This window comes from Mesorhizobium sp. CA7 (assembly GCF_020165015.1).
Lineage (GTDB): Bacteria > Pseudomonadota > Alphaproteobacteria > Rhizobiales > Rhizobiaceae > Mesorhizobium.
The window spans coordinates 114,644-141,382 of the sequence record NZ_JAIUHH010000014.1 but is presented as its reverse complement, the minus strand read 5'-3'; the positions used below and the strand labels follow the sequence as shown (position 1 = coordinate 141,382).

General features: G+C 63.0%; 26 protein-coding genes. 21 read left to right on the top strand and 5 right to left on the bottom strand.

Annotated elements, in window-relative coordinates:
• Positions 1–42 precede the first annotated feature (42 nt).
• From puuE to LB552_RS21920, 15 genes are all read left to right on the top strand, one after another.
• Positions 43–1,467 carry an allantoinase PuuE gene (gene puuE, locus LB552_RS21990; protein ID WP_224610207.1) on the top strand — a complete coding sequence of 475 codons (1,425 nt, stop codon included), beginning with the start codon at positions 43–45 and terminating at the stop codon, positions 1,465–1,467.
• 98 nt (positions 1,468–1,565) lie between these two features.
• Positions 1,566–2,426 carry a bifunctional allantoicase/(S)-ureidoglycine aminohydrolase gene (locus LB552_RS21985; RefSeq protein WP_224610205.1) on the top strand — a complete coding sequence of 287 codons (861 nt, stop codon included), beginning with the start codon at positions 1,566–1,568 and terminating at the stop codon, positions 2,424–2,426.
• Entirely contained in the window at positions 2,423–2,914 is a 492-nt protein-coding gene (locus tag LB552_RS21980; RefSeq protein ID WP_224610203.1) for an ureidoglycolate lyase, read from the top strand. The genes LB552_RS21985 and LB552_RS21980 overlap by 4 nt, the downstream gene beginning before the upstream one ends.
• Positions 2,915–2,929: 15 nt before the next feature.
• Complete coding sequence (locus LB552_RS21975; RefSeq protein WP_224610201.1) at positions 2,930–3,523, top strand: nucleoside deaminase; 594 nt, start codon at positions 2,930–2,932, stop codon at positions 3,521–3,523.
• 48 nt (positions 3,524–3,571) lie between these two features.
• The gene (locus LB552_RS21970) at positions 3,572–3,877 is read left to right on the top strand and encodes a type II toxin-antitoxin system MqsR family toxin (protein ID WP_224610198.1); all 306 of its coding nucleotides are present in this window, start codon (positions 3,572–3,574) and stop codon (positions 3,875–3,877) included.
• 2 nt (positions 3,878–3,879) lie between these two features.
• On the top strand, positions 3,880–4,293 hold the full coding sequence (locus tag LB552_RS21965; RefSeq protein WP_224610196.1) for a type II toxin-antitoxin system MqsA family antitoxin: 414 nt from the start codon (positions 3,880–3,882) through the stop codon (positions 4,291–4,293).
• Between the two features lie 79 nt (positions 4,294–4,372).
• On the top strand, positions 4,373–6,358 hold the full coding sequence (locus tag LB552_RS21960; RefSeq protein ID WP_224610195.1) for a CocE/NonD family hydrolase: 1,986 nt from the start codon (positions 4,373–4,375) through the stop codon (positions 6,356–6,358).
• Between the two features lie 148 nt (positions 6,359–6,506).
• Complete coding sequence (locus LB552_RS21955) at positions 6,507–8,093, top strand: ABC transporter substrate-binding protein (protein WP_095769414.1); 1,587 nt, start codon at positions 6,507–6,509, stop codon at positions 8,091–8,093.
• Positions 8,094–8,109: 16 nt separating this feature from the next.
• Positions 8,110–9,069, top strand: coding sequence for an ABC transporter permease (locus LB552_RS21950; RefSeq protein WP_224532595.1), 960 nt, complete (start codon positions 8,110–8,112; stop codon positions 9,067–9,069).
• A 12-nt stretch (positions 9,070–9,081) separates the two neighbouring features.
• Complete coding sequence (locus tag LB552_RS21945; RefSeq protein ID WP_224511772.1) at positions 9,082–9,906, top strand: ABC transporter permease; 825 nt, start codon at positions 9,082–9,084, stop codon at positions 9,904–9,906.
• Positions 9,906–11,561 (top strand): ABC transporter ATP-binding protein, encoded by a 1,656-nt coding sequence (locus tag LB552_RS21940; RefSeq protein WP_224610193.1) that lies wholly within the window; start codon positions 9,906–9,908, stop codon positions 11,559–11,561. Before LB552_RS21945 ends, LB552_RS21940 begins: the two co-directional genes overlap by 1 nt.
• A gap of 218 nt (positions 11,562–11,779) precedes the next feature.
• A complete protein-coding gene (locus LB552_RS21935) occupies positions 11,780–12,619 on the top strand; it encodes an alkaline phosphatase family protein (protein ID WP_224610192.1) in 840 nt (279 codons plus the stop codon).
• A gap of 278 nt (positions 12,620–12,897) precedes the next feature.
• Positions 12,898–13,461 (top strand): sigma-70 family RNA polymerase sigma factor, encoded by a 564-nt coding sequence (locus LB552_RS21930; protein WP_224610190.1) that lies wholly within the window; start codon positions 12,898–12,900, stop codon positions 13,459–13,461.
• Complete coding sequence (locus LB552_RS21925) at positions 13,458–14,123, top strand: anti-sigma factor (protein ID WP_224610188.1); 666 nt, start codon at positions 13,458–13,460, stop codon at positions 14,121–14,123. Before LB552_RS21930 ends, LB552_RS21925 begins: the two co-directional genes overlap by 4 nt.
• A complete protein-coding gene (locus LB552_RS21920; RefSeq protein ID WP_224610186.1) occupies positions 14,113–15,561 on the top strand; it encodes a S8 family serine peptidase in 1,449 nt (482 codons plus the stop codon). The genes LB552_RS21925 and LB552_RS21920 overlap by 11 nt, the downstream gene beginning before the upstream one ends.
• Positions 15,562–15,613: 52 nt before the next feature.
• On the opposite strand, the gene LB552_RS21915 is transcribed toward LB552_RS21920, so the two are convergent.
• From LB552_RS21915 to LB552_RS21905, 3 genes are all read right to left on the bottom strand, one after another.
• Positions 15,614–16,960 (bottom strand): NAD(P)/FAD-dependent oxidoreductase, encoded by a 1,347-nt coding sequence (locus tag LB552_RS21915; RefSeq protein WP_224610185.1) that lies wholly within the window; start codon positions 16,958–16,960, stop codon positions 15,614–15,616.
• 137 nt (positions 16,961–17,097) lie between these two features.
• Positions 17,098–18,120 carry a substrate-binding domain-containing protein gene (locus tag LB552_RS21910; RefSeq protein ID WP_224610183.1) on the bottom strand — a complete coding sequence of 341 codons (1,023 nt, stop codon included), beginning with the start codon at positions 18,118–18,120 and terminating at the stop codon, positions 17,098–17,100.
• Between the two features lie 16 nt (positions 18,121–18,136).
• Positions 18,137–18,361: a hypothetical protein gene (locus LB552_RS21905; protein ID WP_224610181.1), complete on the bottom strand. Its 225-nt coding sequence runs from the start codon at positions 18,359–18,361 to the stop codon at positions 18,137–18,139.
• A gap of 118 nt (positions 18,362–18,479) precedes the next feature.
• On the opposite strand from LB552_RS21905, the gene LB552_RS21900 reads away from it, so the two are divergent.
• The 5 genes from LB552_RS21900 (at position 18,480) to LB552_RS21880 (ending at position 24,987) form a co-directional block, all read left to right on the top strand.
• Positions 18,480–19,835 carry an ABC transporter substrate-binding protein gene (locus LB552_RS21900; RefSeq protein WP_095768191.1) on the top strand — a complete coding sequence of 452 codons (1,356 nt, stop codon included), beginning with the start codon at positions 18,480–18,482 and terminating at the stop codon, positions 19,833–19,835.
• Between the two features lie 165 nt (positions 19,836–20,000).
• The gene (locus LB552_RS21895; RefSeq protein ID WP_095768190.1) at positions 20,001–21,014 is read left to right on the top strand and encodes a carbohydrate ABC transporter permease; all 1,014 of its coding nucleotides are present in this window, start codon (positions 20,001–20,003) and stop codon (positions 21,012–21,014) included.
• A gap of 1 nt (position 21,015) precedes the next feature.
• Positions 21,016–22,170: a carbohydrate ABC transporter permease gene (locus tag LB552_RS21890; protein WP_095768189.1), complete on the top strand. Its 1,155-nt coding sequence runs from the start codon at positions 21,016–21,018 to the stop codon at positions 22,168–22,170.
• 4 nt (positions 22,171–22,174) lie between these two features.
• Positions 22,175–23,839: an alpha-glucosidase gene (locus LB552_RS21885; protein WP_224610179.1), complete on the top strand. Its 1,665-nt coding sequence runs from the start codon at positions 22,175–22,177 to the stop codon at positions 23,837–23,839.
• Between the two features lie 35 nt (positions 23,840–23,874).
• Complete coding sequence (locus LB552_RS21880) at positions 23,875–24,987, top strand: ABC transporter ATP-binding protein (protein ID WP_224531767.1); 1,113 nt, start codon at positions 23,875–23,877, stop codon at positions 24,985–24,987.
• Positions 24,988–25,173: 186 nt separating this feature from the next.
• Here LB552_RS21880 and LB552_RS21875 read toward each other — a convergent pair whose 3' ends face one another.
• Together LB552_RS21875 and LB552_RS21870 are read right to left on the bottom strand one after the other, a co-directional pair.
• Positions 25,174–25,407 (bottom strand): DUF680 domain-containing protein, encoded by a 234-nt coding sequence (locus LB552_RS21875; RefSeq protein ID WP_095768186.1) that lies wholly within the window; start codon positions 25,405–25,407, stop codon positions 25,174–25,176.
• Positions 25,408–25,476: 69 nt separating this feature from the next.
• Complete coding sequence (locus LB552_RS21870) at positions 25,477–25,683, bottom strand: DUF680 domain-containing protein (RefSeq protein WP_095768185.1); 207 nt, start codon at positions 25,681–25,683, stop codon at positions 25,477–25,479.
• A 621-nt stretch (positions 25,684–26,304) separates the two neighbouring features.
• On the opposite strand from LB552_RS21870, the gene LB552_RS21865 reads away from it, so the two are divergent.
• Positions 26,305–26,727 carry a PqqD family protein gene (locus LB552_RS21865; RefSeq protein WP_224610177.1) on the top strand — a complete coding sequence of 141 codons (423 nt, stop codon included), beginning with the start codon at positions 26,305–26,307 and terminating at the stop codon, positions 26,725–26,727.
• Positions 26,728–26,739: the final 12 nt, after the last annotated feature.

Genomic DNA, 26,739 nt, shown 5'->3' with positions numbered 1-26,739 from the left:
TCCTTTCGATATCTTCATCTCGACCATCGGGCAGGAGCGGCAATGCGTTACGATCGGGACATGCGCGGTTACGGGGCAAATCCGCCGGATCCGAAATGGCCCGGCGGCGCGCATGTCGCGGTGCAGTTCGTCGTCAACTATGAAGAGGGCGGCGAGAACTGCGTGCTGCACGGCGACAAGGCTTCGGAGGCCTTCCTGTCGGAGATCGTCGGCGCCGCGCCATGGGTCGGCCAGCGCCACTGGAACATGGAATCGATCTATGAGTACGGCGCGCGGGCCGGCTTCTGGCGGCTCCACCGGCTGTTCACCGAAGCACAAGTGCCGGTGACCTGCTACGGCGTCGCGACCGCGCTCGCGCGCTCGCCCGACCAAGTGGCCGCCATGCAGGAGGCTGGCTGGGAGATCGCCTCGCATGGCCTGAAATGGATCGACTATCGCGACCACTCGGCCGCGGACGAGCGGCGCGATCTCGAAGAGACGATCAAGCTGCATTACGAGGTGACCGGCGCACGGCCGACCGGCTGGTACACGGGCCGCACTTCGGTGAACACGGTGCGGCTCGTCGCCGAGGAAGGCGGCTTCGACTACGTCTCCGATACTTATGACGACGAGCTGCCCTACTGGTTCGACCGCGACGGGCTGGAGAAGCCGCAGCTCATCATCCCCTACACGCTCGACGCCAACGACATGCGCTTCGCGACGCCGCAGGGCTTCAACTCCGGCGACCAGTTCTTCGCCTATCTGAAGGACAGTTTCGATACGCTCTATGCCGAGGGCAAGGCGGGTAGGCCGCGCATGATGAATATCGGCCTGCATTGCCGGCTGGTCGGCCGTCCCGGACGGGTCGCGGCGCTGAAGCGCTTCGTCGACTATGTGAAATCCCATGACAAGGTGTGGCTGACACGGCGCATCGACATCGCCAAACACTGGCGCGAAACGCATCCCTACGAGGCGCCGGCGCTGCGGCCGTCGCGGATGGGGTTCGAGGAATTCGTGCATGCCTTCGGCGGCGTGTTCGAGCATTCGCCCTGGATCGCCGAGCGCGCCTACGAACTGGAACTCGGGCCCGCGCATGACAGCGCGGGCGGCCTGCACAATGCGCTCTGCCGCGTCTTCCGCGCGGCGAGCGAGGCCGAACGGCTTTCCGTGCTCAACGCCCATCCGGACCTCGCCGGCAAGCTGGCGGCGGCCAAGCGGCTGACGCCGGAATCGACCAAGGAGCAGGCCTCCGCCGGGCTCGACGCGCTGACCGACAAGGAGCGCGAGCTGTTCTCGAAACTCAACGCCGCGTATGTCACCACCTTCGGCTTCCCTTTCATCATCGCGGTCAAGGACAAGACAAAGAACGAAATCCTGGCGGAGTTCGAGGCGCGGATCGGCAACAGCCGCGGCACCGAGTTCGAAACCGCCTGCAAACAGGTCGAGCGCATCGCACTGCTTCGCCTGAAAGACATGCTCCCACTCTAATGTTTGTTTTTCACGCAATTCCGTATGGAAGGCCACGGCGAAGCCGCCGACCTAACCGCTTCATACTTTTCCTGGAATTGCTCTGAGGGCCAGGACCGATGGATATGATCAAGACTGCCGAGCGAACCTATTACGCCCCGCATGGCGGCCATCCCGGCCAGAACGAGCTTCTGACCGGCCGCGCCGTCTTCACCGAGGCCTATGCGGTCATCCCCAGGGGCGTGATGCAGGACATCGTCACCAGCCCACTGCCGTTCTGGGACGAGACCCGGGCCTGGATCATCGCAAGGCCGCTCTCGGGCTTTGCCGAAACCTTTTCGCAATATATCGTCGAAGTCCTGCCGGGGGGCGGCAGCGACCGGCCCGAACTCGACGCCGGCGCCGAGGGCGTGCTGTTCGTCGTCGAGGGCGAGCTCACTGTTTCGCTTGCCGGCAAGAAACATGTGCTTGCCCCCGGCGGCTTCGCCTTCCTGCCGCCTTCGAGCGGCTGGAAGGTGCGTAACGAGAGCGGCAGCGCTGTCCGCTTCCACTGGATCCGCAAGGCCTATGAGGCGGTCGATGGGCTCGACGCGCCGGAAGCCTTCTTCTCGAGCGACCATGACGTGGCGCCAAGCCCGATGCCGGGCACGGAAGGGCGCTGGGCAACGACCCGCTTCGTCGATCCGGCCGACATGCGCCACGACATGCATGTCACCATCGTGACGCTGAAGCCGGGTGCGGTCATCCCCTTCGCAGAGACCCATGTCATGGAGCATGGGCTATATGTGCTGGAAGGCAAGGCGGTCTACCGCCTCAACCAGGACTGGGTCGAGGTCGAAGCCGGCGATTTCATGTGGCTGCGCGCCTTCTGCCCACAGGCCTGCTATGCCGGCGGCCCCGGCAATTTCCGTTATCTGCTCTACAAGGACGTCAACCGGCATGCCAGGCTAGGCGGCTATCTTGGGAGCAGGGCGCGGTGAGCCGTATCGTGGCCCAGCCGCTGACCCGCGAGAACTTCGCGCCGTTCGGTGACGTCATCGACATGGGCGGCGACAACCGCTACCCGATCAACGGCGGCAAGGCGATGCGCTATCACGACCTCGCCACGGCGGAAGCCGCAGGCCCGAATGCGCGCGTGCTGATCTCGATGGTGCGCGGCACGCCCTATGAGATGCCGCTGAAGCTCACCATGGTCGAGCGCCATCCGCTCGGCAGCCAGGCCTTCATCCCGCTGTCGCCGCGGCCGTTCCTGGTGGTCGTCTGCCATGACACGAAGGACGGCCCGGGTGAACCGCATGCCTTTCTCGCCGGCCCTGGACAAGGCATCAACTACCGCCGCAATCTCTGGCACGGCGTGCTGACGCCGATCGGCGAGGAACAGGATTTCCTCATCGTCGACCGGGGCGGCGACGGCTCCAATCTCGAAGAGTTCCATTTCTCGCATCCTTACGAGATCCACCTTCCCTGAAAGCTCGCGATTCCCATGACCGACATTTCGCTGATCGACCGCCTGCTCGATGTGATCGAGCACGACATCGTGCCGAAGACGGCGCAAGGCGTCGCCCATGGCAACAAGCTGTTCGGCGCCGCGATCCTGCGGAAAGACGACCGTTCGCTGGTGCTGGCCGAGACCAACAACGAGATGGAAAATCCGCTCTGGCATGGCGAGGTGCACTGCCTGAAGCGCTTCTACGAAATGCCCAAGGCCGAGCGCGTCGACACCAAGGATGCGCTGTTCGTCGCCACGCACGAGCCCTGCTCGCTCTGCCTGTCGGCGATCACCTGGACCGGTTTCGACAATTTCTACTACCTCTTCAGCCATGAGGATTCGCGCGACAGCTTCGCCATCCCGCACGATCTGAGAATCCTGAAAGAGGTCTTCACCCTAGATCCAGGCGGCTACAATGCCGAGAACGCCTATTGGAAGAGCTTTTCCATACGCAGGCTGGTCAGGGCTTTGCCCGACGCTGAGCGCAAGCGGCTGGAGGCTCGGATCGGCAGAATTTCGGCGCGCTATGACGAGCTGTCGGAGGCCTATCAGGCAAGCAAGGCCGACAACGACATTCCGCTGAACTGAGCAATTTTCGAATCTTGATTTGCCACCTTTATGGTGGCATATTGACGTATGGAGAAGCGCAGACCGACTTACGATCTTGATGCGATCAAGACGACGTTTGGGTCTGCCGATACGCTGGCAATCACGATATCAGCGCTGCGCGATGCCATTGGTCTCGGGTTCGATCGCACGAGTGTCGTCGAGGTGATTGGCACCATGACACCAAAGATGTTCGTAAAATCGATGACAACGTTCGCGAATCATCGGGTCTGGCAAGATGTTTACCATGTCCCAGCGCGCGACCTGATCCTCTATGTGAAATTTCAGGCGGATGTCGTGACTGAATTCACGGTTGTGGCATTCAAGGAGAAATAGCCATGGCAAAAAAAGAGAGGCCTGAAACGATGACCTCCCCGGAAACAGGAGAGACGCTGACGCGCGGGGTTCGTCCATTCGCCGTGACCTACAAGGGCGAGAGCATGACGGTCGACCTGCCCGGCTATTATCCAGCTTCGGATGGTGAGAGCGTGCATGTCGGGGATGACATGATTGCTGTCGATGCGGCGCTCCGCCTTCTCAAGGAGAAGACGGATGGTGTTCCTGCCCCGGCCACAATCCGGCGTATGCGCACCAAACTAAAGCTATCGCAGCGTGAAGCCGGGTCTCTGTTCAAGGTCGGCGAGAATGCCTTCGACAAATATGAAAGAGGCCTCATCGAGCCGAGCGGCCCGACCATTCAGCTGATGACGTTGCTGGAAAAGCACCCCGAATTGGTAGATGAATTGCGCTAACGACCCAGGTCGCATTTTTTGATGCTCCAGTCGCGAATGGCGATTGAAAGTCGGCGCACCGCGTAGCGTTATGCGCCCCATGAAAACCGTCACCGAATTCCCCCGCAAAGTCGTCGAATTTCCCGATATGGGCATCGTCATGCCGGATGGCTGCCGGCTGTCGGCGCGCGTCTGGATGCCGGAGGACGCGACTGACGATCCGGTGCCGGCGATCCTCGAGCACCTGCCCTACCGCAAGCGCGACGGCACCATCTTTCGCGATCAGCTCACCCATCCCTATTTCGCCGGCCACGGCTACGCCTCGATCCGCGTCGACATGCGCGGCAATGGTGATTCCGAAGGGCTGATGGACGACGAATATTCCGAGCAGGAATTGCAGGACGCCTGCGACGTCATCGCCTGGGCGGCCGCGCAGCCCTGGTGCAACGGCAATGTCGGCATGATGGGCATCTCGTGGGGCGGCTTCAACTGCCTGCAGGTGGCTGCCAAGCAGCCGCCGGCGCTGAAGGCGGTGATCAGCCTGTGCTCGACCGTCGACCGCTATGCCGACGACATCCACTACAAGGGCGGCTGCCTACTCTTGGAAAATTTCGGCTGGGCCTCAACGATGCTGTCCTATTCGTCGCGGCCGCCGGATCCGGCGATCGCCGGCGGCAACCGCTGGCGGGATTTGTGGCTTAACCGGCTGGAGAACCAGCCTTTCCTTCTGCCGCTCTGGCTCAGCCACCAGCATCGCGACGCCTATTGGAAACGCGGCTCGATCTGTGAGGATTTTTCGGCGGTGAAAGCGGCCGTGCTGTCGATCGGCGGGTGGCATGACGGTTACCGCAACACGATTTCCCATCTCGTCACCAACATCCGGTCGCCGGTCAAAGGTATCGTCGGTCCCTGGATCCACAAATACCCGCATTACGCCGGACCCAAGCCGGCGATCGGCTTCCTGCAGGAAGCGCTGCGCTGGTGGGACCGCTGGCTGAAGGGCGCTGAAACCGGCGTCGAGGCCGATCCGGCCTACCGCGCCTATGTGATGGACAGCGTGCGCCCGGCGCGCTGGCATCCCGAGCGGCCGGGCCGCTGGGTGGCCGAGCAGACCTGGCCGTCGGCCAACATCAAGCTTGAGACGATCGAGCTCATCCCCGACGGCGCCAAGCACGCGATCGTCGCGTCGCCGCAGACCTGCGGACTTGCCGGCGGCGAATATTTTCCCTTCACCTTCGGGCCGGAACTGCCGGGCGACCAACGCCCCGATGACGCGCTGTCGGTTTGTTTCGATCAACCCGAGCTCGGCGAAGCGATCGACATAGTCGGGGCGCCGGAGCTCGATGTCCAGCTTGCCTCCGACCGGCCGCAGGCCAACATCGCGGTGCGGCTCTGCGACGTGCATCCGGACGGCGCCTCGGAGCTGATCTCCTATGGCGTGCTCAATCTCACGCACCGCAACTCGCATGAATTCCCCGAATCGTTGGTTCCCGGGCAGACGGTTTCGGCGCGCGTCGTGCTCGACCAATGCGCCTATCGTGTGCCGGCCGGCCACAAATTGCGCATCGCCGTTTCGACCGCTTACTGGCCGATGATCTGGCCCTCACCGGAACCGGTACGGCTGGATCTCGTCAAGGCGACGCTGAAGCTGCCGCGGCGTCCGCTGGCAAGAGGGGATGAGGTTTCATTCCCTGAACCGGAAGGCGCGACGCCGTGGGCGACCGAGACGATCAGGCAGGCGAATTCCGAACGCCATGTCGATCGCGACGAGAAGACCGGGCTGGTTAGGCTTTCCATAACCGACGATTTCGGCGAGGTGCGCGACATCGACCATGGGCTGGCCAATGGCAGCGTCGTGCGCGAGATATGGACGATCCATCCCGACGACCCGCTGTCGGCCACAGGAGCCACGCATTGGACGCAGACATTGTCGCGCAATGAATGGTCGGTGCGGACCGAAACCTTTGCCGGGATGCGATCGGACGCCGCAAACTTCATCGTCAGCGCCAGAATCGAAGCCTACGAGGGCGAAAAGCTGGTCTTCGAACGCGACTTCGAGCAGACGATTCCCCGCTCCATGGTTTGAGCCGAAGCAAGATTGGTCCAAATGCGACGTACGATTTACGCCAAGGTATGTCGCATTCGGTCTTGCCTGCCGCTTTCCCTTACGGTCATTATCTCCTCCAATAGCAAGAAACGACCATAAGGTCGGATACCCAGAGTGAGGAACCATAATGTCTAACGAACTCGACTATCTCAGCCGGCGAGTCGCGGCCGGAAAACTTAGCCGTCGCGACTTTCTCGGTCGCGCCGCGGCGCTCGGCGTCACCGCCACCTTCGCCAACTCGCTGCTCTCCAGCGCCGTGCGCGCTGCCGGCCCGGTCAAGGGCGGCACGCTGAAGGCCGGCCTGGTCGGCGGTGAATCCACCAACAGCCTCGATCCGGCCCTGTTCATGACCCAGGTGCCCTTCGCCTTCGGCAAAATGTGGGGCGAATTGATCGTGGAGCTCTCGCCCGACGGCAAGCTGGAGAACCGCATCGCCGAGGAGATTGGCTCTTCGGACGACGCCAAGGTCTGGACGCTGAAAATCCGCGACGGCATCGAATTCCACAACGGCAAGACGGTTACCGCAGAAGACGTCGCGGCCACGCTCGAGCGTCATTCGGACGAGAAGTCCAAGTCCGGCGCGCTGGGCTACATGAAGGGCATCGACACCATCAAGGTCAACGGCAAGGAAGTGGTGCTGACGCTGAAGGAGCCCAACGCCGACCTCCCCTACCTCCTCAGCGACTATCACCTGATCGTGCAGCCGAACGGCGGCAAGGACAAGGCCGATGCGGGCATCGGCGCCGGTCCGTACAAGGTCAAGGTCAATGAGCCCGGAGTGCGCCATGGCGGCGAACGCTTCGCCAATTACTGGCAGGGCGACAAAATGGGCCATGCCGACCAGATCGAAATCATCGTCATCAACGATGCGACAGCGCGCACGGCGGCCCTGCAGGGCGGCCAGGTCAACATGATCAACCGCGTCGAGCCGAAGATCGTCGATCTGATCAAGCGCGTGCCTGGCGTCACCATCCGCAACCACTCCGGTCCGGGCCACTACGTGTTCATCATGCATTGCAACACGGCGCCGTTCGACAACAACGATCTCAGGATGGCGTTGAAGCTGGCGATCGACCGCGAGGAGATGTTGAAAAAAGTGCTGCGCGGCTACGGCTCGCTCGGCAACGATTTCCCGATCAACGCCTCCTACCCGCTATTCACCGAGATCGAGCAGCGCAAGTACGATCCGGACAAGGCCAAATTCCACTACAAGAAGTCCGGCCATGACGGCCCTGTGCTGCTTAGGACCTCGGACGTCGCCTTCCCGGGCGCTGTCGATGCATCCCAGCTTTTCCAGCAGAGCGCCGCCAAGGCCGGCATCAAGATCGAACTCAAGCGCGAGCCCGGCGACGGCTATTGGAACGAAGTCTGGAACAAGCAGCCCTTCTGCGCCTCCTATTGGGGCGGTCGCTCGACCCAGGACCAGATGTACTCGACGGCCTATCTGTCGACCGCCGATTGGAACGACACGCGTTTCAAGCGCCCGGACTTCGACAAGATGGTGCTGGCCGCGCGCGCCGAACTCGACGAGGCCAAGCGCAAGGCGATCTACCACGACATGGCCGTCATGGTGCGCGACGAAGGCGGCCTGATTCTGCCGATGTTCAATCAGTTCATCGACGCAACAGGCCCCAAGGTGGCGGGCTGGGTGGAGGATCCGCATCAGGAGCTTTGCAACGGCTACGCGCTGGCGAAGTGCTGGCTCGAAGCCTGAGCACGGCCTTGCGGAGATGTCCTCACCCATCGTGAAACTGGTGGCCCAGCGCATTGCGCTGGGCATCCTCCTTCTGCTGGCCGTTTCGGTCCTGATCTTCGCCGGTACGCAGATCCTGCCCGGCGACGTCGCGCAAGCCATCCTTGGACAATCGGCGACCCCGGAGTCGCTGGCCAATCTGCGCGAGCAGCTCGGGCTCAACCAGCCTGCCTATATCCGTTACTTCCACTGGCTGGGCGGCGTGCTGACCGGCGATCTCGGCACCGCCATGTCGAGCGGCCAGGACATCGCGACTTCGATCAAGGAACGGCTGTGGAATACGCTGTTCCTGGCCTTCTGGGCGGCCATCGTGGCTATCCCGCTGGCGATCACGCTTGGGTTGATCGCGGTGCGCTACCGCAATGGCTGGGTCGACAAGCTGATCTCCGGCGTGGCGCTTGCCTCGACCTCCTTCCCGGAGTTCTTCATCGGCTATCTGCTCGTCTTCTACTTCGCGGTCCAGCACCAATGGTTCCCGGCCATCTCGACCGTCTATGACGGAATGTCTTTGGGTGAGCGCCTGCAGGCTATCGCGCTGCCTGCGGCAGCGCTGACTCTGGTGGTGCTCGCCCATATGATGCGCATGACGCGCGCGGCGATCCTCAACGTCATGCAGTCGGCCTATGTCGAGACGGCGGAACTCAAGGGGCTGTCGGCCGCTGCCGTTATCCGCAAGCATGCCTTCCCGAACGCGATCGCGCCGATCATCAACGTCGTCATGCTCAACCTTGCCTATCTGGTGGTCGGCGTCGTCGTGGTCGAGGTGATCTTTGTCTATCCAGGCATGGGGCAATATCTGGTCGACCACGTCACCAAGCGCGACGTGCCGGTCGTGCAGGCGGTCGGCTTGATCTTCGCCGCCGTCTATATCACCCTCAACATCATCGCAGACATTGCGGCGATCGTCGCCAATCCGCGACTCAGGCATCCGAAGTAGGGGGCGGCCGATATGCTCGATATCAGACGCATCCCCTTGCCATCGCTGGCCGGCCTGGTGCTGACCGCGCTGTTCGTGCTGGCGGCAATCTTCGCGCCCTTGATCGCGCCGCACGGCAACGCCGAGATCGTCGGCGACGTGTGGGAGCCGATGTCGGCCGCGCACTGGCTGGGCACCGACAATCTCGGCCGCGATCTGTTGTCGCGCATGATCTACGGCGCCCGTATCACGCTGTTCATCGCAGTGCTGGCGACGGCGCTGTCGTTCTCGCTCGGCGCCATTCTCGGCTTTTCGGCGGCGGTATTCGGCGGCTGGTACGACACGATCCTGTCGCGGCTCGTCGACCTCCTCATGTCGATCCCGACGCTGATCATGGGCCTCGTCGTGCTTTCGGTGCTGCCGTCGAACCTGGTGACGCTGATCCTGGTCATGGGCATCCTCGATTCGACCCGCGTCTACCGACTGTCGCGCGCGGTCGCCGTCGACATCAACGTCATGGACTATGTCGAGGCAGCGAAGCTGCGCGGCGAAGGCAGCGGCTGGATCATCTTCCGCGAGATCCTTCCCAATGCGCTGTCGCCGCTGGTCTCGGAACTCGGACTGCGCTTCATCTATGCCGTGCTGTTCCTGTCGACGCTGTCCTTCCTCGGCCTCGGCGTGCAGCCGCCGGATGCCGACTGGGGCGGCATGGTGAAGGAGAACAAGGACGGCATCGTGTTCGGCATTCCGGCGGCGCTCATCCCGGCGGCGGCGATCGCGGCACTGGCGATCTCGGTCAATCTCGTCGCCGACTGGGTGCTCAATCGCACGACAAGCCTGAAGGGAGGACGCGGCTGATGGTTGACGGCAAAGCAAAGTCCGGTCCTCTCCTCGACATCCGAAACCTGCGCATCGAAGCGACGGTCTATCCGCCGGGTGAAGCACCGAGGACCATCACGCTTGTCCACGACGTTTCGCTGACGCTGGAGAAGGGCAAGGTGCTTGGGCTGATCGGCGAGTCCGGCGCCGGCAAGTCGACCATCGGCCTGTCGTCGATGGGCTATGGCCGCGGCGGCGTTCGGATTACCGGCGGCGAGGTCATCCTCAACGGCCGCGACATACTGAAAGGCGGCAAGGAAGGCCTGCGCAAGCTGCGCGGCCGCGAAGTCTGTTATGTCGCCCAGTCGGCTGCGGCGGCCTTCAATCCGGCGCACCGGCTGATGGACCAGGTGGTGGAGGCTACGCTCCTGCACGGCACCGCGACCCGCGCCGAAGCCGAGAAACGCGCCGTCGCCCTGTTCAGGAAGCTCAGCCTGCCCAATCCCGAAACGATCGGCCAACGCTTCCCGCACCAGGTATCGGGCGGCCAGCTGCAGCGCGTGATGACGGCGATGGCGTTGTGCTCGGAGCCGGACCTGATCGTCTTCGACGAGCCGACGACGGCCCTCGACGTGACGACGCAGATCGACGTGCTGTCAGCGATCAAGGATGCCATTCGCGACACCCATGTCGCGGCCCTTTACATCACCCACGATCTAGCCGTCGTGGCACAAGTGTCCGACGAGATCATGGTGCTGCGTCACGGCCGGCTGGTCGAATGGGGAGGCACCCGCCAGATCATCAAGGAGCCGCGCCAGGAATACACCAACGCCTTGGTCTCGGTGCATCAGATCGAACACCAGGAACAGCAGCCGGGCACGACGCCGATGCTATCGGTGAAGAACGTGACGGCCGCCTATGGCGGCGGCCACGTCAAGGTGCTGAAGAACGTTTCGGTCGACATCTTTCCGGGCCACACGCTGGCCGTGGTCGGCGAGAGCGGTTCCGGCAAATCGACGCTGGCGCGCGCCATCACCGGCCTGTTGCCGCCCGAGCAAGGTAGCGTCGTCTTTGACGGCCGCACGCTTGCCAACAGGCTCGCCGACCGGCCGAAGGAGGACCTTCGCCAGCTGCAGATGATCTACCAGATGGCCGACGTGGCGATGAATCCGCGCCAGACGGTAGGCACCATCATCGGCCGGCCGCTGGAGTTCTATTTCGGCATGAAGGGCCGCGAGCGCGACAAGCGCGTCGCCGAGCTGCTCGACGAGATCGAGATGGGCAAGGGCTTCGTCGACCGCTATCCGGCCGAGCTTTCCGGCGGCCAGAAGCAGCGCGTCTGCATCGCCCGCTCGCTCGCCGCCAAGCCGAAGCTGATCATCTGCGACGAGGTGACCTCGGCGCTCGATCCGCTGGTCGCCCACGGCATCCTCAAGCTGCTGCTCAACTTGCAGCAGATCGAGAAGGTGGCCTACCTTTTCATCACCCACGATCTGGCGACGGTTAAGTCGATCGCCGATTCGATCGCTGTGATGTATCGCGGCGAGGTGGTGCGCTACGGATCCAAAAGCAAGGTGCTGACGCCGCCCTTCGACGCCTACACCGACCTGCTCCTCTCCTCCGTTCCCGAAATGGAGATCGGCTGGCTAGAGAAGGCCATCAAGGGCCGGCGCATGGAAAGCGCCGGCAACTGACGCAATTCCCGCAGAGCTGTTAAGCGGCTTCCGCACGGAATTGCGGCGCCGCCAACACCAAGAAGGTCGGCGGCTGGGTGAAGAACCCGAATGGCGAGATGATGGACGGCTATGCGCTCAACGAGTGCTGGCTGAACGCCTGATATCAAGCTATCCAAAGCAGCGCCGCGTGTCCGCGCGACAGGCGGCGCCTCTGTTTTCGATGCATGGGAACTGCCGTGGCGCTCAAATCCAAACTGCTGCTCATCATCCTCGACGGCGTGCCCTATCGGAACTGGCGCCGGCTGATGGGCAATCTCGAAGGCTGGGCGCAATCGGGCGAGGCGCAGGTGTGGAAGATGCGCTCGGTGCTGCCGTCGACCTCCGCCTGTTGCTACGCCTCGATCCACACCGGCGTCGCGCCGCAGGTGCACGGCATCCTTTCCAACGAGAACCGCTTTCGCGTCACGCAGCCGGACATCTTCTCGGAAGTGAGCAAGGCCGGCGGCAAGACGGGCGCGGTGACCCATTCCTACTGGTCGGAATTCTTCCGTTCGTATCCGTTCGATCTTGTCGAGGACATGGAGTTCGACGAGCCGGGCGGGCCGATCACGCATGGCCGCTTCCACACCATGACCGGCTACAATCTCAAGAATCAGATGACGCCGAGCGATGTCGACCTGTTCGCGACGCTGACGATGCTGACCAAACGCCATCGCATCGACTACGGCATCCTGCACACCTGCACGCTGGATTCGATGGGTCACCGCTTCGGCCATGACTGCCACGAGATGGATCATGCCTGCTACGCGATGGACGGCACGTTGGCAGCCTTCCTGCCGCAATGGCGCCAGGCCGGCTATGAAGTGATCGTGACGGCCGACCATGGCCAGACCGGCCGCGGCCACCATGGCGGCCATGACGACGAGATGCAGGATTTCGCACTCTATTATTTCGGACCTGCGAAGGGGCCTGAGGCCGACACGCTGCTCGACCAGCTGCAGCTCGCGCCGACAGTGCTGAGCCGGCTTGGCGTGACGATACCGGAGACGATGAAGGCGAAGGCGTTTTTGGGGTAGCGCGGCCTTTCCTTCTCCCCTTGTGGGAGAAGGTGGATCGGCGCGCAGCGCCGAGACGGATGAGGGGTGCTCCAGCGGAGTGAGACGTCGGCATTCCCTGGAGCACCCCTCATCCGTCGCCTTCGGCGACACCTTCTCCCACAAGGGGAGAAGGAAAAGCGTCCCTACTGGCAACCTCGCCGCTCTTCAGTTAGCCTCCAAAGAATCCTTGGCGGAGGGTGAACCTTTTTGGACCGATCAGCGACAGAGCTTCGAGGAGCCAGGCGGCTCAACCGGCCATGAATGCGGCGACGGAAACCGATCGCGCGCTTGTGGACCGGGTCGCGAAGGGCGACCGAGCCGCCGTCCGGCTCCTGTTCATGCGTCACCACGCGCGGATCTACCGCTTCGTGGCGCGCCAGACGGGATCGGAAATGATGGCCGACGATATCACGAATGAGGTTTTTCTGGAGCTGTGGAAACAGGCGCCCAGTTTCGAGGGCCGCTCTGAAGTTTCCACGTGGCTGCTCGGCATCGCCCGCTTCAAGGCGCTATCTATGCTGCGCAAGAAGAAGGAAGACTGGATCGACGACGACGCGGCGCAAGTTCCCGACGGCGCCGACACGCCGGAAGTCGTGACCATGAAGGAAGACAAGGCCGCCGCCTTGCGCCGCTTCGTCGATGCGCTGCCGGAAGAACACCGCACGGTGATCGACCTTGCCTATTATCATGGCCAGTCGGTGAGCGAGATCGGCGAGGTGCTCGACATCCCGGTCGCGACCGTCAAGACCAGGATGTTCTACGCCCGCAAGAAACTCGGCGAAGCCCTCAAGGCCGCCGGTTACGACAGGGGTTGGCCATGAGCGCCGCTGAAAAGATGTCGCGTCGCGACGAGATGGAAACGCTGCTGCCGTTCTACCTGAACGGCTCATTGGAAGGCGCCGAGCTGGAGGCCGTCGAGGAGTGGCTGGCCACCGATCCGGCGGCGATGAATGCGCTTGGCGAAGCGGAGGCCGAGTTCTCCGGCACCGCAGCCGCCAACGAGGCGATCCGGCCGCCCGCCGACGCGTTCTCCCGCTTCTCCAAGGCGCTGGACGCCGAGGCCGGTCCGGTGCGAACGCCCGGCCAATCCTGGCTGGCAAGAGTCTTCGGCCGGGTGACGGCAATGCCTGCCGGTGTCGCCTGGGCGGCTGCCGCGGCGCTGCTTGCGCTGGTCATCGTGCAGTCCTTCGAACAGCCGGGCGGCAAGGGCAAGGACTTCGAGGTGGCCGGCGCTCAGGACGATCTGGCGAAGCTGCCTTTCGCGCTGGTCAAGTTCAAGGCGGATGCGAAGATGGCCGATATCGCCGCCTTCCTCGGCCAGAACGGGTTGAAGATCGCCGGCGGCCCGACCGCGGACGGCGTGTTCCACCTGACGATTCCGGCCAGCACGGCGGCCGATTACGACAAGCTCGTCGGCCTTATTGCCGCCCAGCCTTTCGCGGAGGCTGTGGTGCAGGGAAGGAAACCGGCCGATGGCGGCTAAGGCGGTCATTCTGCATGCGGCGCTCCTTGCGGCGGCGGCATTTGTCGCCGCGCCTGCCTCCGCGCAGACCAACGATCCGAACCTGACGCAAAAACAGCTCGATTGCCTGGACCGCACGACGGCGGCCGGTGGCGGCTGCGACAAGGAGGGCGGTGCCAGGAATGGCGGCGCGACGCCGGGCACGGCCATGGTCGGCGCGGTGGTCCTGCCGGCGCTCATCGTCGACCTGTTCCCGACCCCCCCGGCGGGCACCGCCCCGCAAACGCCGGCGAACGGAACATCGTCATCGAACGGTTCCAGCACCACGCCGCCGCCCGCGCCGGCGCCGAGCGGACCCGTCACGGTGCCTCAGGGCCTCAATCTGGCGGAGCCTCCGCGCGCGATCGCCGGTGAATTCGTGCCCGACGAGGTGCTGGTGACGGTCGCCGGCGATGCCGGCGTGGTGCAGCAGATCGCCAATTCCTTCGGCCTGCAGGTGCGCTCGCAGCGCCAGTCGCTGCTGCTCGGCACCACTTTGGCGCGCTTCGGCATCACCGACGGGCGGCCGGTCGGCGTCGTGCTGGCGCAGCTCGCAGCCGATGGGCGCACGCAGCGGCGCGAGCCGAACCATATCTATTCGCTGCAGCAGGCGGCGGGCATCGTCAACTACGCCTTCGAGCGCATCGCGCTCGATGCAAGCCAAGCGAGCGGCGAGAATGTGCGGGTCGCCGTCATCGACACCGGCATTGACGACAGCAACCCGGCGCTCGCCGGCGTGATTGCCGGCCAATACGACGCCATGCCCAACGTGCCGATCGAGAAGCGCGACCACGGCACCTCGGTCGACGGACTGATTGCCGGTGTCGGTCCGCTGGAAGGCATGGCGCCCGGCGCCAAAATCTATCACGCCCGCGCCTTCGAAGGCGGCAAGTCGACCATGGACGTCATCCTGTCGGCGCTCGACTGGGCGGCCGAGCAGAATGTGCGCATCATCAATATGAGCTTCGTCGGCCCGAAGAACGACCTGCTCGGCATCGCCTGCCAGAATGCGCGGGGGCTGGGCATGGTGCTGGTGGCGGCCGCCGGCAACAACGGCCCGAAAGCGCCCTATGGCTATCCCGCCGCTTTCGACGGCGTGATCGCCGTGACCGCCACCGACGCCACGGACGGGCTGATGCCGCAGGCCAATCGCGGCGCCTATGTCTTCATCTCGGCGCCGGGTGTCGAAATGGTGGCGCCGAGCGGCGCCGGCTCGGATGTGGTGACCGGCACCTCCTTCGCCGCCGCGATCGTATCCGGCGCCATCGCCAATCTGATCCACGCCGCGCCCGATCGCTCTGCCGACGATATCGAGAAGGCGCTGGCGGCGACGGCCAAGGATCTTGGGCCCAAGGGGCGGGACAATGACTTCGGCTACGGGTTGCTGGATATCAAGGCGGCCGGAGCGGCGAAGGAATGAATCCAGACAGTCGACTATGCGGATTGCCGCGATGGAACAACCAGTTCCCCGTTTAAAGAGCCGGACCTAGCCGGACAGGGCTTCCATCATAGAAACGCGACAGTCGAAAACGGCTGAGGTCGTGCCCGGTGTCATTTCCCTGGATCATGTCGCAGACGATGCGGCCGATGCCAGGTCCGATACCGAATCCGTGGCCGCTCATGCCCGTCGCGACGAAAAGACCGCCGATCGCCTGGACCCGATCCACGACGGGGACGACATCGGGCATGGCGTCGATCATGCCGCCCCAGCCGGCCTTCAGACGAACCGTCTCGAACCGGGGGAAAAGCTGTTTGAAATTGCGCTCGATCGAGCGAAGCTTTGCCGGCTCAGGGGTTGGGTTGAGCACGCGCATTCTTTCGAAAGGGCTTGAGGAATCCGGCGCCCAATCGCGTGGCGTCGACCAGCCATCCGGGTAGCCTGACGGAGCGAACGGGAAATAGCGCGTGCCGAACGGATTGTCCCTGAGGGCGGGAATATACTTGGTGAAGTGCCGGAATGCGTCAGGCCCCAGATAAAGCAAGTGGCTGCCGCCCGCAGCGAGCGTATATCCGCCATCCTGCCTGCGCCTGAAAGCGATGTGGTCGTCGGCGGCCGCGCCTCGATAGACCTCAGGCAAGGGTTCTGTGGCGGCCGCGGTAACGCGGACGCTGAGCTGGGGGATGGCTATGCCATGTCTCGCCAGGAACAGGGACGACCAGGCGCCGCCCGCGACCAGCACGGTTGAGGTCTCGATATATCCCGCCTCGGTCCAAACGCCCTTGATCCTGCCGGCTGCGATCTCGAGGGTGCGCGCCGCGCAATTCTCCACGATCCTGGCGCCTTTTCGCACGGCAAGCCTGGCTAACGCAGGCACCGCCAACCAAGGTTCCGCGCGCATATCGGAGGGCGTCGTCATCGCGCCCTTGAACCTGCGCGACATGCCGGTGATGAGTTTTGCGGTCTCGTCGGCGCCCAGGAGGCGTGTGTCGAGCTCATGGATCGCGGCGATCCTCATGAATTCTTCGAACTTGGCCATATCCTTGTCGGCGTTCGCCAGGTAGGTCACGCCTGTCTGGTTGAGCCCGATGTCCTCGCCGCATTCCTCGGCCAGTTGCCGCCATAGGCGAATGGCCTCGATGACGATCGGCAGCTCATCCGCGTCTCGTCCCTGCTTTCTGATCCACCCCCAATTGCGGGAGGACTGCTCGGCCGCAACGCGGCCTTTTTCCAGCAGCGTCACCGGAATGTTTCGGGAAGCAAGAAAGAGGGCCGTCGTTACGCCGATGATGCCGCCGCCGACGATCACCACCTCCGAAGCCTTCGGCAGAGGACCGGGGTACTGGACTGGATCCGCTTCGGTGAATGGGAATGTCGGCAAATGGCGCATCCGGAAGGACTGGTTGACGGTTCTGGCTTACCGGTTGTCACCGTCCAGCATCAGGAGCAGCCGAAGGCTGACCGTTGTCCCACGGCAGTCGCCCGGAATGAGCCAGTGGCGAAGCTGTTGGATTAGCCCTATACCGGCGCTCCGGCCACCGACCCTCGCACCACCAGATCCACTGGCCAGACCTCACCGCGAGCCCCCTCCTCCAACCCCGATATCCGCGCCGCGAGCCGCTCGGCGACACGCGCGCCGGCGAGGCGGATCGAGGAGCGTGTCGTCGACAGCGGCACCGGGAAATTCTCCGGCCGCAGCCAGGGGAAGACGTCGTCATGGGCGATCAGCGAGAGGTCGCCCGGAATGGTGAGACCGAGATCGCGCACGGCGCGCACCACACCCAGCGCCATGATCAGGCTGGAGCAGACGATCGCCGTCGGCGGCTCAACCTGCTCGAGCAGGCGGCGAGCGGCGCGGTAGCCGTTTTCCTCGGTCATCGCCACCGAACGGATGTGGCGCTCGCCGAGCGTCAGCCCGCTCGCGGCAAGCGCGCGGCGCATGCCGCGCTCGCGGTGGATGGCGAAGGTCTCGCGCTCGTTGCCGTTGATCAGCGCCAGGCGCTTGTGGCCGAGCTGGATCAACAGTCTCGACGCTTCGTGGAAGGCGCCCTCATTGTCGATGTCGAGATAGGGATAGTCGAAATCGAAGCCTTCGCTGCGGCCGTGGACGATGAAAGGGATGCCCAGCGTGTTGACCAGCGCCAGCCGCTTGTCGGCCGGCCGCGGCGAGGACAGGTAGACGGCGTCGACCTGGCGGTTGGCGACGATGCGGCGGTAGGTCGTTTCCTCATCGTCGGCGTCGGCGGGCGAAAGCACAAGGTCGAGCTCGTGCGCACGCGCATAGTCGCCGAGGCCGGAGAGGAATTCGACGAAGTGCGGATCGATGTCGACGGCGGCCCCGGTCGGCAGCACATAGCCGATCATTCCCGACTTGCCGGTGGCGAGCCGGCGCGCGCTGGGGTTGGGCCGGTAGCCATGGCGCTTGGCGGCGTCCATAACCCGGCGCCGGGTCTCCTCGTTGACCTCGGGGTAGCCGTTCAGCGCCCGGCTCACCGTGGTCTGCGAGAGCGACAGCATATGCGACAGCTGCTTGAGGTTCATTGGAGGCCCTCCAGCCTCAAAGCGCTTTCAATTTTGAATCGGTCTGACGATTGTTGGCGAGATCATCAAGCAGGACGACCTTAGAGGCCAGACAGCTTCGTTTGAAGCAAAATTGCTGCTGCAGCGCCAAAAAAGCATGCTGCGCTGCACTTTTTTCGCTTAATCTTCTCCTATTTAAATCGATTAATGACGTCGACCACTTGACTCCAGGGCGATTCAATGGCGAGATCAAAATAGCCAAAGCGCTTTGGAAGTCTCTTCGAAAGGTTGCGGTTACCCTTTCGCTGAGTCACAGTTCCGCGGCGTCGGCGGACGAAATGGAGGTTTCGTCCTTTTTGTGATCACTGGGAGGACTTGCGATGAAGAAAATGCTTCTCTTGGGTGCGGCGTTCGCGGCACTCACCCTCAGCCTGCCGGCGCAAGCCGAACTGAAGTTCAAGCCGGGCGAGGATTCGAAATTTCATTGGGCCAATTACGACGACCTCAAGAAGGTCGACCTCAAGGGCGAGACGCTGACGATCTTCGGACCGTGGCGCGGCGAGGACGAGGCGCTTGTCCGATCCGTTCTCGACTATTTCCAGGAAGCGACCGGCGCTGAGGTGAAATATTCCTCGTCCGAGAATTATGAGCAGCAGATCGTCATCGACACCCAGGCCGGCAGCCCGCCCAACATCGCCGTCCTGCCGCAGCCCGGCCTCATCCAGGATCTTGCTTCCAAGGGCGTGCTGACCCCGCTGGGCGACGACGTCGCGGCCTGGATCAAGGAAAATTACGCCGCCGGCGACTCCTGGGCCAAGCTCGGCACCTATACGGGCAAGGACGGCAAATCGGGCTTCTATGCCTTTCCCTACAAGATCGACGTGAAGGGGCTCGTCTGGTACTCGCCCGACAATTTCGACGAGGCCGGCTACAAGGTGCCGAAGACCCAGGAAGAACTCGCAGATCTGGAGAAGAAGATCGTCGCCGACGGCGGCAAGCCCTGGTGCATCGGGCTGGGTTCGGGCGGCGCCACCGGCTGGCCGGCGACCGACTGGGTCGAGGACATCATGCTGAGGACGCAGCCGCCGGAAGTCTACGACAAGTGGGTGAAGAACGAGATTCCGTTCACCGACCCGGCCGTTGTCAACGCCATCGACATCTTCGGCAAGATCGCCACCGACGACAAGATGGTGGACGGCGGCGCCAAGGCGGTCGCGGCGACCGACTTCCGCGACAGCCCGAAGGGCCTCTTCACCGTGCCGCCCAAGTGCTACATGCACCACCAGGCATCGTTCATCCCCTCCTTCTTCCCGGAAAACGTGAAGCTCGGTCAGGACGCCGACTTCTTCCCCTACCCGCCTTACGCCTCCAAGCCGGAACTGGGCACGCCGCTGGAAGTGGCCGGCACGCTGGTGATGATCACCAAGGATTCCAAGGCCTCCCGCGAGTTCATCAAGTTCCTCGAGATGCCGCTCGCGCATGAATTGTGGATGGCGCAGAAGAGCTTCGTCACCCCCTTCAAAGCGGCCAACAAGGAGGCCTATGGCAGCGACGCGCTGAAGAAGCAGGGCGAGATCCTGGTCGGCGCCACGACGGTCCGGTTCGACGGATCCGACCTGATGCCGGGCAAGATCGGCGCGGGTTCGTTCTGGACCGGCATGGTCGACCTGGTGGGCGGCAAGTCCGCGCAGGACGTCGCCGCCGACATCCAGAAAAGCTGGGACGGCATCAAATAGCATCCTGAAATCTTCCTAATCCTCCTACTGGACCCGGGCCACGGCCCGGGTCCGACCGGCGGTCCGCGCCGGAAGCCTTCGCGTTTCGATTGTTCCGAATAACCGAAAGTCGGTGCATCCGATCGCCAGCCTCGGCCGGCCGGTCATGCGCAGGGAGAGGGACCCATGGCGGCTCAGATTTTCTCGGCCATATTCGTCATCATCATCGGCGTCGGCGGCTGCGTCGCCTATTTCTGGGGCGCCAACAAACTGCTCGATCTCGTCTTCCCGTCACGCGGTGTCTCGGGCACCGCCGCCGTCGACAATTTGCGCCGGCAGGGTATGGTGCGGCCCTGGCTGTTCGTCGGGCCGGCGATGATCATCCTAGCCATCTACCTGATCTACCCGGTGATCGCGACGCTGTGGCTCTCCTTCTTCGACCGCGGCGGCACCAATTTCGTCGGGCTCGCCAATTATGAATGGGCGGTCAGCGATCATGATTTGCGCAATTCGATCTTCAACAACATCCTGTGGCTGGCCGTGGTGCCGGCTGCCTGCACCTTCCTCGGCCTGATCATCGCCGTGCTCACCGACAAGATCTGGTGGGGCACCATCGCCAAGAGCCTGATTTTCCTGCCGCTGGCGATCTCCTTCGTCGGCGCCAGCGTGATCTGGAAATTCATCTACGAGTATCGCGGCGAGGGCCAGGTGCAGATCGGCCTGCTCAACGCCATCATCCAATATTTCGGCGGCCAGCCGCAGGTTTGGATATCGCTGCCGTTCTGGAACAATTTCTTCCTGATGATCATCCTGATCTGGATCCAGACCGGCTTTGCGATGGTCATCCTGTCGTCGGCGCTGCGCGGCATTCCGGAAGAGACGCTGGAAGCGGCCGTGATCGACGGCGCCAACCCGTTCCAGATCTTCTGGAAGATCATGGTGCCGCAAATCTGGGGCACGATCGCCGTGGTGTGGACCACCATCACCATCCTGGTGCTGAAAGTGTTCGACATCGTGCTGACCATGACCAACGGCCAGTGGAATACACAGGTGCTTGCCAATCTGATGTTCGACTGGATGTTCCGCGGCGGCGGCGATTTCGGCCGCGGCGCCACCATCGCCATCATCATCATGATCGCGGTCATCCCGATCATGGTCTGGAACATCCGCCAGGCCAACAAAGAGACGGGAGGGCACTGAGATGGCGACCAAGACCGGAAAGTCCTTCGTCGGCCGCTTCGGCGTCCATATCGCCGTGCTCGTCTTCGTGGCGATCTGGACCATCCCTACCCTCGGCATCCTCGTCTCGTCGCTGCGCGACAAGGACCAGATCGTCGCCTCCGGCTGGTGGAACTCCTTCGCCAGCTCCAGCCAGAGCGAGGCGGGACGGCTGCCGGGCGCATCGGCGCAAACCCAGAAGGACGGCAAATACGTCATCGAAGGCAATATCTTCGGCGATGGCCCCAAGCGCGAGATCAGCGCCTTCGGCGTCAAGTCCTCCGCGCCGACGCAGTACAAGGCGGGATCGGTTGCCGACCTCGATGACGGCGTCACGCTGCAGATGAATGCCGACGGCGGCTTCGTGCTGTCGTCACCGAAGGCCTTCGAGGGCGACCGCGGCCAGCGCGTTTATTTCGCCTCCTCGGCGCCGCCGAAATTCACCACGGACAACTACGATGCGGTGCTGTTTTCCGAAGGCATCGGCCGCTCGTTCATGAACTCGCTGACGGTGACCATCCCGGCGACGATCATCCCAATCCTGATCGCAGCCTTCGCAGCCTACGCGCTGGCCTGGATGCGCTTTCCCGGACGGCCGCTGCTGATCGCGGTGATCATCGGCCTTCTGGTGGTTCCGTTGCAGATGTCGCTGATCCCGCTGCTCAGGCTCTATAACGGGGTCGGCGCCTTTTTCGGCGTGCCGTCCAAGACCTATCTCGGCATATGGCTGGCACATACCGGCTTCGGCCTGCCTTTCGCCATCTACCTGCTGAGGAGCTATATCGCCGGCCTGCCGCGCGAGATCATGGAATCGGCACGCATCGACGGCGCCAGCGACTTCGAGATCTTCGTCAAGATCGTGCTGCCGCTGTCCTTCCCGGTGCTTGCCTCCTTCGCCATCTTCCAGTTCCTGTGGGTATGGAACGATCTACTGGTGGCGATGGTTTTCCTCGGCACGGCGCCCGATCAGATCGTGCTGACGGCCAAGCTCAACGCGCTGCTCGGCTCGCGCGGCGGCAAGTGGGAGATCCTGACCACATCGGCGTTCATCACCATCATCGTGCCGCTGTTCGTGTTCTTCTCGCTGCAGCGCTATTTCGTCCGCGGGCTGCTTGCCGGCTCGGTGAAAGGAGGTTGAAGACATGCAATCGGCTTTGAAGGCGACGTCGCAGCCAGACCCGGCCGTGGACCGCGACTGGTGGCGGGGCGCGGTGATCTACCAGATTTACCCGCGCTCCTATCAGGACTCCAACGGCGACGGCATCGGCGACCTGAAGGGCATTGTTCAGCGCCTGCCCTATATCGCTTCGCTCGGCGTCGATGCCATCTGGATCTCGCCCTTCTTCAAATCGCCGATGAAGGATTTCGGCTACGACGTGTCGGACTATTGCGACGTCGACCCGATGTTCGGAACGCTCGCCGATTTCGACGCGCTGGTGACGGAAGCCCATCGGCTGGGGCTCAAGGTGATGATCGACGAGGTGCTGTCGCATACCGCCGATATCCACCCCTGGTTCAAGGAGAGCCGTTCCAGCCGCAACAATCCGAAAGCCGACTGGTATGTGTGGGCGGACGCAAAGCCCGACGGCACGCCGCCCAACAACTGGCTGTCGATCTTCGGCGGCTCGGCCTGGCAGTGGGACACCAGCCGCCAGCAGTATTACATGCACAATTTCCTGGCCGAGCAGCCCGACCTCAACTTCCACAACGCAGAAGTTCAGGACGCGCTGCTCGACATCACCCGCTTCTGGCTGGAGCGCGGCGTTGACGGCTTCCGCCTCGACACGATCAATTTCTACTTCCACAGCCAGGGGCTGGAGGACAATCCGCCGCTGCCGCCGGAACTGCGCAACGACCAGACGGCGCCCGCGGTCAATCCCTACAATTATCAGGACCATATCTACGACAAGAGCCGGCCCGAGAATCTCGGCTTCCTGGAGCGCTTCCGCGCGCTTCTCGACGAATATCCGGCGCAGGCGGCCGTCGGCGAGGTGGGCGATTCCCAGCGCGGCCTGGAGGTGGTCGCCGCTTACACCGCCGACGGCAAGCGCGTGCATATGTGCTATTCCTTCGACTTCCTGGCGCCGGAGAAGATCAGCGCGGCGAAAGCGCGCGCGGTGCTGGAGGCCTTCGGTACGGTCGCCAGCGACGGCTGGTCGTGCTGGGCCTTCTCCAACCATGACGTGATGCGGGTCGCCTCGCGCTGGGCCGCCAACGAGGCGGATCCGACCGCCTATCTGAAGGTGATCTCGGCGCTTTTGATGTCGCTGCGCGGCTCGGTCTGCATCTATCAAGGCGAAGAGCTCGGCCTTGGCGAGGCGGAGCTGAAGTTCGAGGACCTGCAGGATCCCTACGGCATCCGGTTCTGGCCGGAGTTCAAGGGTCGCGACGGCTGCCGCACGCCGATGGTTTGGGACGCGGCCGCCAAGAATGGCGGTTTCTCGACCGCCAAGCCGTGGCTGCCGGTGCCGGGCAAGCACCTGTCGCAGGCGGTCAACGCGCAGCAAGGCGACGCAAGCTCGCTGCTCGAACATTACCGCCGCTTCCTAGCCTTCCGGCGCCAGCATCCGGCGCTGACCAAGGGCGACATCGACTTTATCGAAAGCGATGGCGACACCGTCGCCTTCACGCGCCGCGAGGGCAATGAGCGGATCGTTTGCGCCTTCAATCTCGGCAGCAAGCCCTCCGAGGTCGATCTCGGCAAAGGTGCGCTGCAACCCTTGCCCGGGCACGGCTTTTCGGGACAGACTGGCAGCGGGCCGGTCCGCCTCGGCGGCTACGGCGCCTGGTTCGGACGCATCGACTGAACTTCTAAAACAGGGATCAACGGGAGAAGAAAAACATGGCCGATGTCACGCTCAACCAGGTGAAGAAATCATACGGCAACCTCAACATTCTCCACGGCATCGACCTCGATATCAAATCAGGCGAGTTCATCGTCTTCGTCGGGCCGTCGGGTTGCGGCAAGTCGACCTTGCTGAGGTCGATCGCCGGCCTCGAGGAGATCACGTCGGGCGAGTTGAAGATCGACGGCGAGGTGGTGAACGACGTGCCGCCGTCGAAGCGGGGCATCGCCATGGTGTTCCAGTCCTATGCGCTCTATCCGCATATGACGGTTTACGACAACATGGCCTTCTCGATGAAGATCGGCAAGGAAAGCAAGGCCGAGATCGACAAGCGCGTGCGCCAGGCGGCGGAGATCCTGCAACTGACCAAATATCTCGACCGCCTGCCCAAGGCGATGTCGGGCGGCCAGCGCCAGCGCGTCGCCATCGGCCGCGCCATCGTGCGAAACCCGAAGGTGTTCCTGTTCGACGAGCCGTTGTCGAATCTCGACGCAGCACTGCGCGTCGCCACCCGCATCGAGATCGCCAAGCTCAAGGAATCGATGCCGAACACCACCATGATCTACGTCACGCACGACCAGGTCGAGGCGATGACGCTGGCGGACCGCATCGTGGTCTTGAAGGAAGGCGTTATCGAGCAGGTCGGCACGCCGATGGAACTCTACAAGCGGCCCGGCAACCTGTTCGTCGCCCAGTTCATCGGCTCACCGGCCATGAACATATTGCCTGCGAAGATCGAGAAGGCCGGCAATCCGACCGTGGTCAGCCATGTCGGCGGCCGCAAGGCGACGGTGCCGATCGCGACGCCGGCCTCGGCCAATGGCGCGGCGGTCAGCTTCGGCGTGCGGCCGGAGGATCTCGCGATTGCCTCAGGCGCGGACTTTCTGTTCGAGGGCAAGGTCGACTATATCGAGCAGCTCGGCGAGGTTCAGCTCGTCTATATCGATATCGGCCGCGCCGACCTGCCGCTGGTTGCCAAGCTGCCGGGCAATGTCGACGTCAAGCGCGGCGAGACGCTGCGGCTCAACGCAGGCGCCGGCGATCTGCACATCTTTGACGCCGACGGCCATTCCTTCACGCTGCATCGCGAGGAAGCAAAGGCTGCCTGACGCTAGCGAGTTTCACCGTTTCACCGAAACGGCGAAACTCTCTATCTCTTTGTTTTCACGCAATTCCGGATGGAAAACCGCTTACACTTTTCCTGGAATTGCTTTATCGGCAGGCTGGCGTTCCCAGCAAAAAGAGAGAGCGGCGGGCCTGGCCCGCCGCTCTCTCTTTCAAATCACAGTCGGCTGTCAACGGTTGCCGAAGTGGTCGCGGTCGGCACCCTGAGGCGCCGACTTCTGCACGTCGCGCGACGAGTTCAGCAGCTTGTAGACAGGCGAGTCAGTGCCGATCGACGACGTAGGGGTGGTATCGACCGCCGGGGCCGGCTGGTTGACGCCACTGTTGTTGTAATTGTCGCTGCCCGCAAAAGCAGCGCCGGAAACGGCCAGCAGGGCGGCCGTGGCAAGAACGATCTTCTTCATTTCAGTGCTCCTGAATCTTGTGGTCCGACCGATGCGGCGGGCGAGCCCGCCGCCGGTTCAAGTCGACCGTTAGTTGTTGCCGAAAAGGTTGTGGTCGGCGCCCGTCGTGGCAGGCTGCTGAGTGGCCGGCGCAGACTGGCGGACCGCAGCCGTGTAGGACGAGTCGACCTTGGCCGCCGCCTGATTGGCTTCATTCGGGTTGTAATGGTCGCTACCAGCAAAGGCGCTGCCAGAAATTGCCAGAAGGGCTGCGGCAGTGAGAACAATCTTTTTCATTTTTGCTACTCCAGTATCTTTATTCAGTCCGTCTAGCGGCGTGTCTTGGGAATGAAATCGCGTCGTCCGGACAGCGCTGATTTGGGTGAGCCGAGGGCGGGATTCCAATCACGAAGTTTTTCCGTCTGGACCATGATTGCGCATCTTGAAGTTTTGATAAGCATGCCTACGACTTTATTTTTATCGCATTTAATCAATGACTTATGCAGATTTTACCGTTGGCTCACCAAATGTATCGGAGCGCCACCGTTCACACCATCCTGCACGCACCGTCAACAGAAACGAACCGTTCAGTTCGATTTTAGAATCTCCTAATAGTCACTTTTCGATACTATTAACCATCATACCCCGGTTCCACAGGCCGATTCGGCCCGCTCCATGACCATGTTCAGACTGCAGGCCAGCGGGTATTCGCGCCGGGAGGGTCGCGGTCGCCCTGCTTGTCGGCGCCCAAAAATCGGGGCTCGAACCGCGAATTGAACGCCAAATGGTCGAGATGGCGCCGTTATGCCCTGCCTTGCCAAGCAAGGATCGAGTGTTTACAGGCGTTGTCCTGGGGTCAGGGCAACGATTACGACCGGCGCAGCCGCCGGCCGGAATTGTAGAGTGGGGGTCAAGGACATGCCTCTTTCCGACGTCTACGCCGTCACGAGCCGGGACATCGTTTTCGAATCTTTCGACGGCGAAGCTGTCGTGCTCGACCTCTCAAACGGCAAATATTTCGGCTTCTCCGATTCCGGCAGCAAAGTGTGGCAGGCGCTGTCCTCGGGTGTCGGCACCGAAGCGCTGATCCGATCGGCCGCTGGCAGAATCGACGCCGCCGCGATCGAGGCATTCATTACGCAGCTGGTCGAGTTCGGGCTGCTGGCGCCTTCCAGCGCAACGCCGCTACCGTCATCCGACGATTTGCCGGCGGCGCTGGCGGCGGCGAGCGAACCGCTCCACGTCAGCGTCCATGACGACCTTGCCGACTTGATCATCGTCGACCCAATCCACGAAGTCGAGGAGCTGCTCGGCTGGCCGGCTGTCAAGCAGGTTTCCTGAACCGGCGAAGGG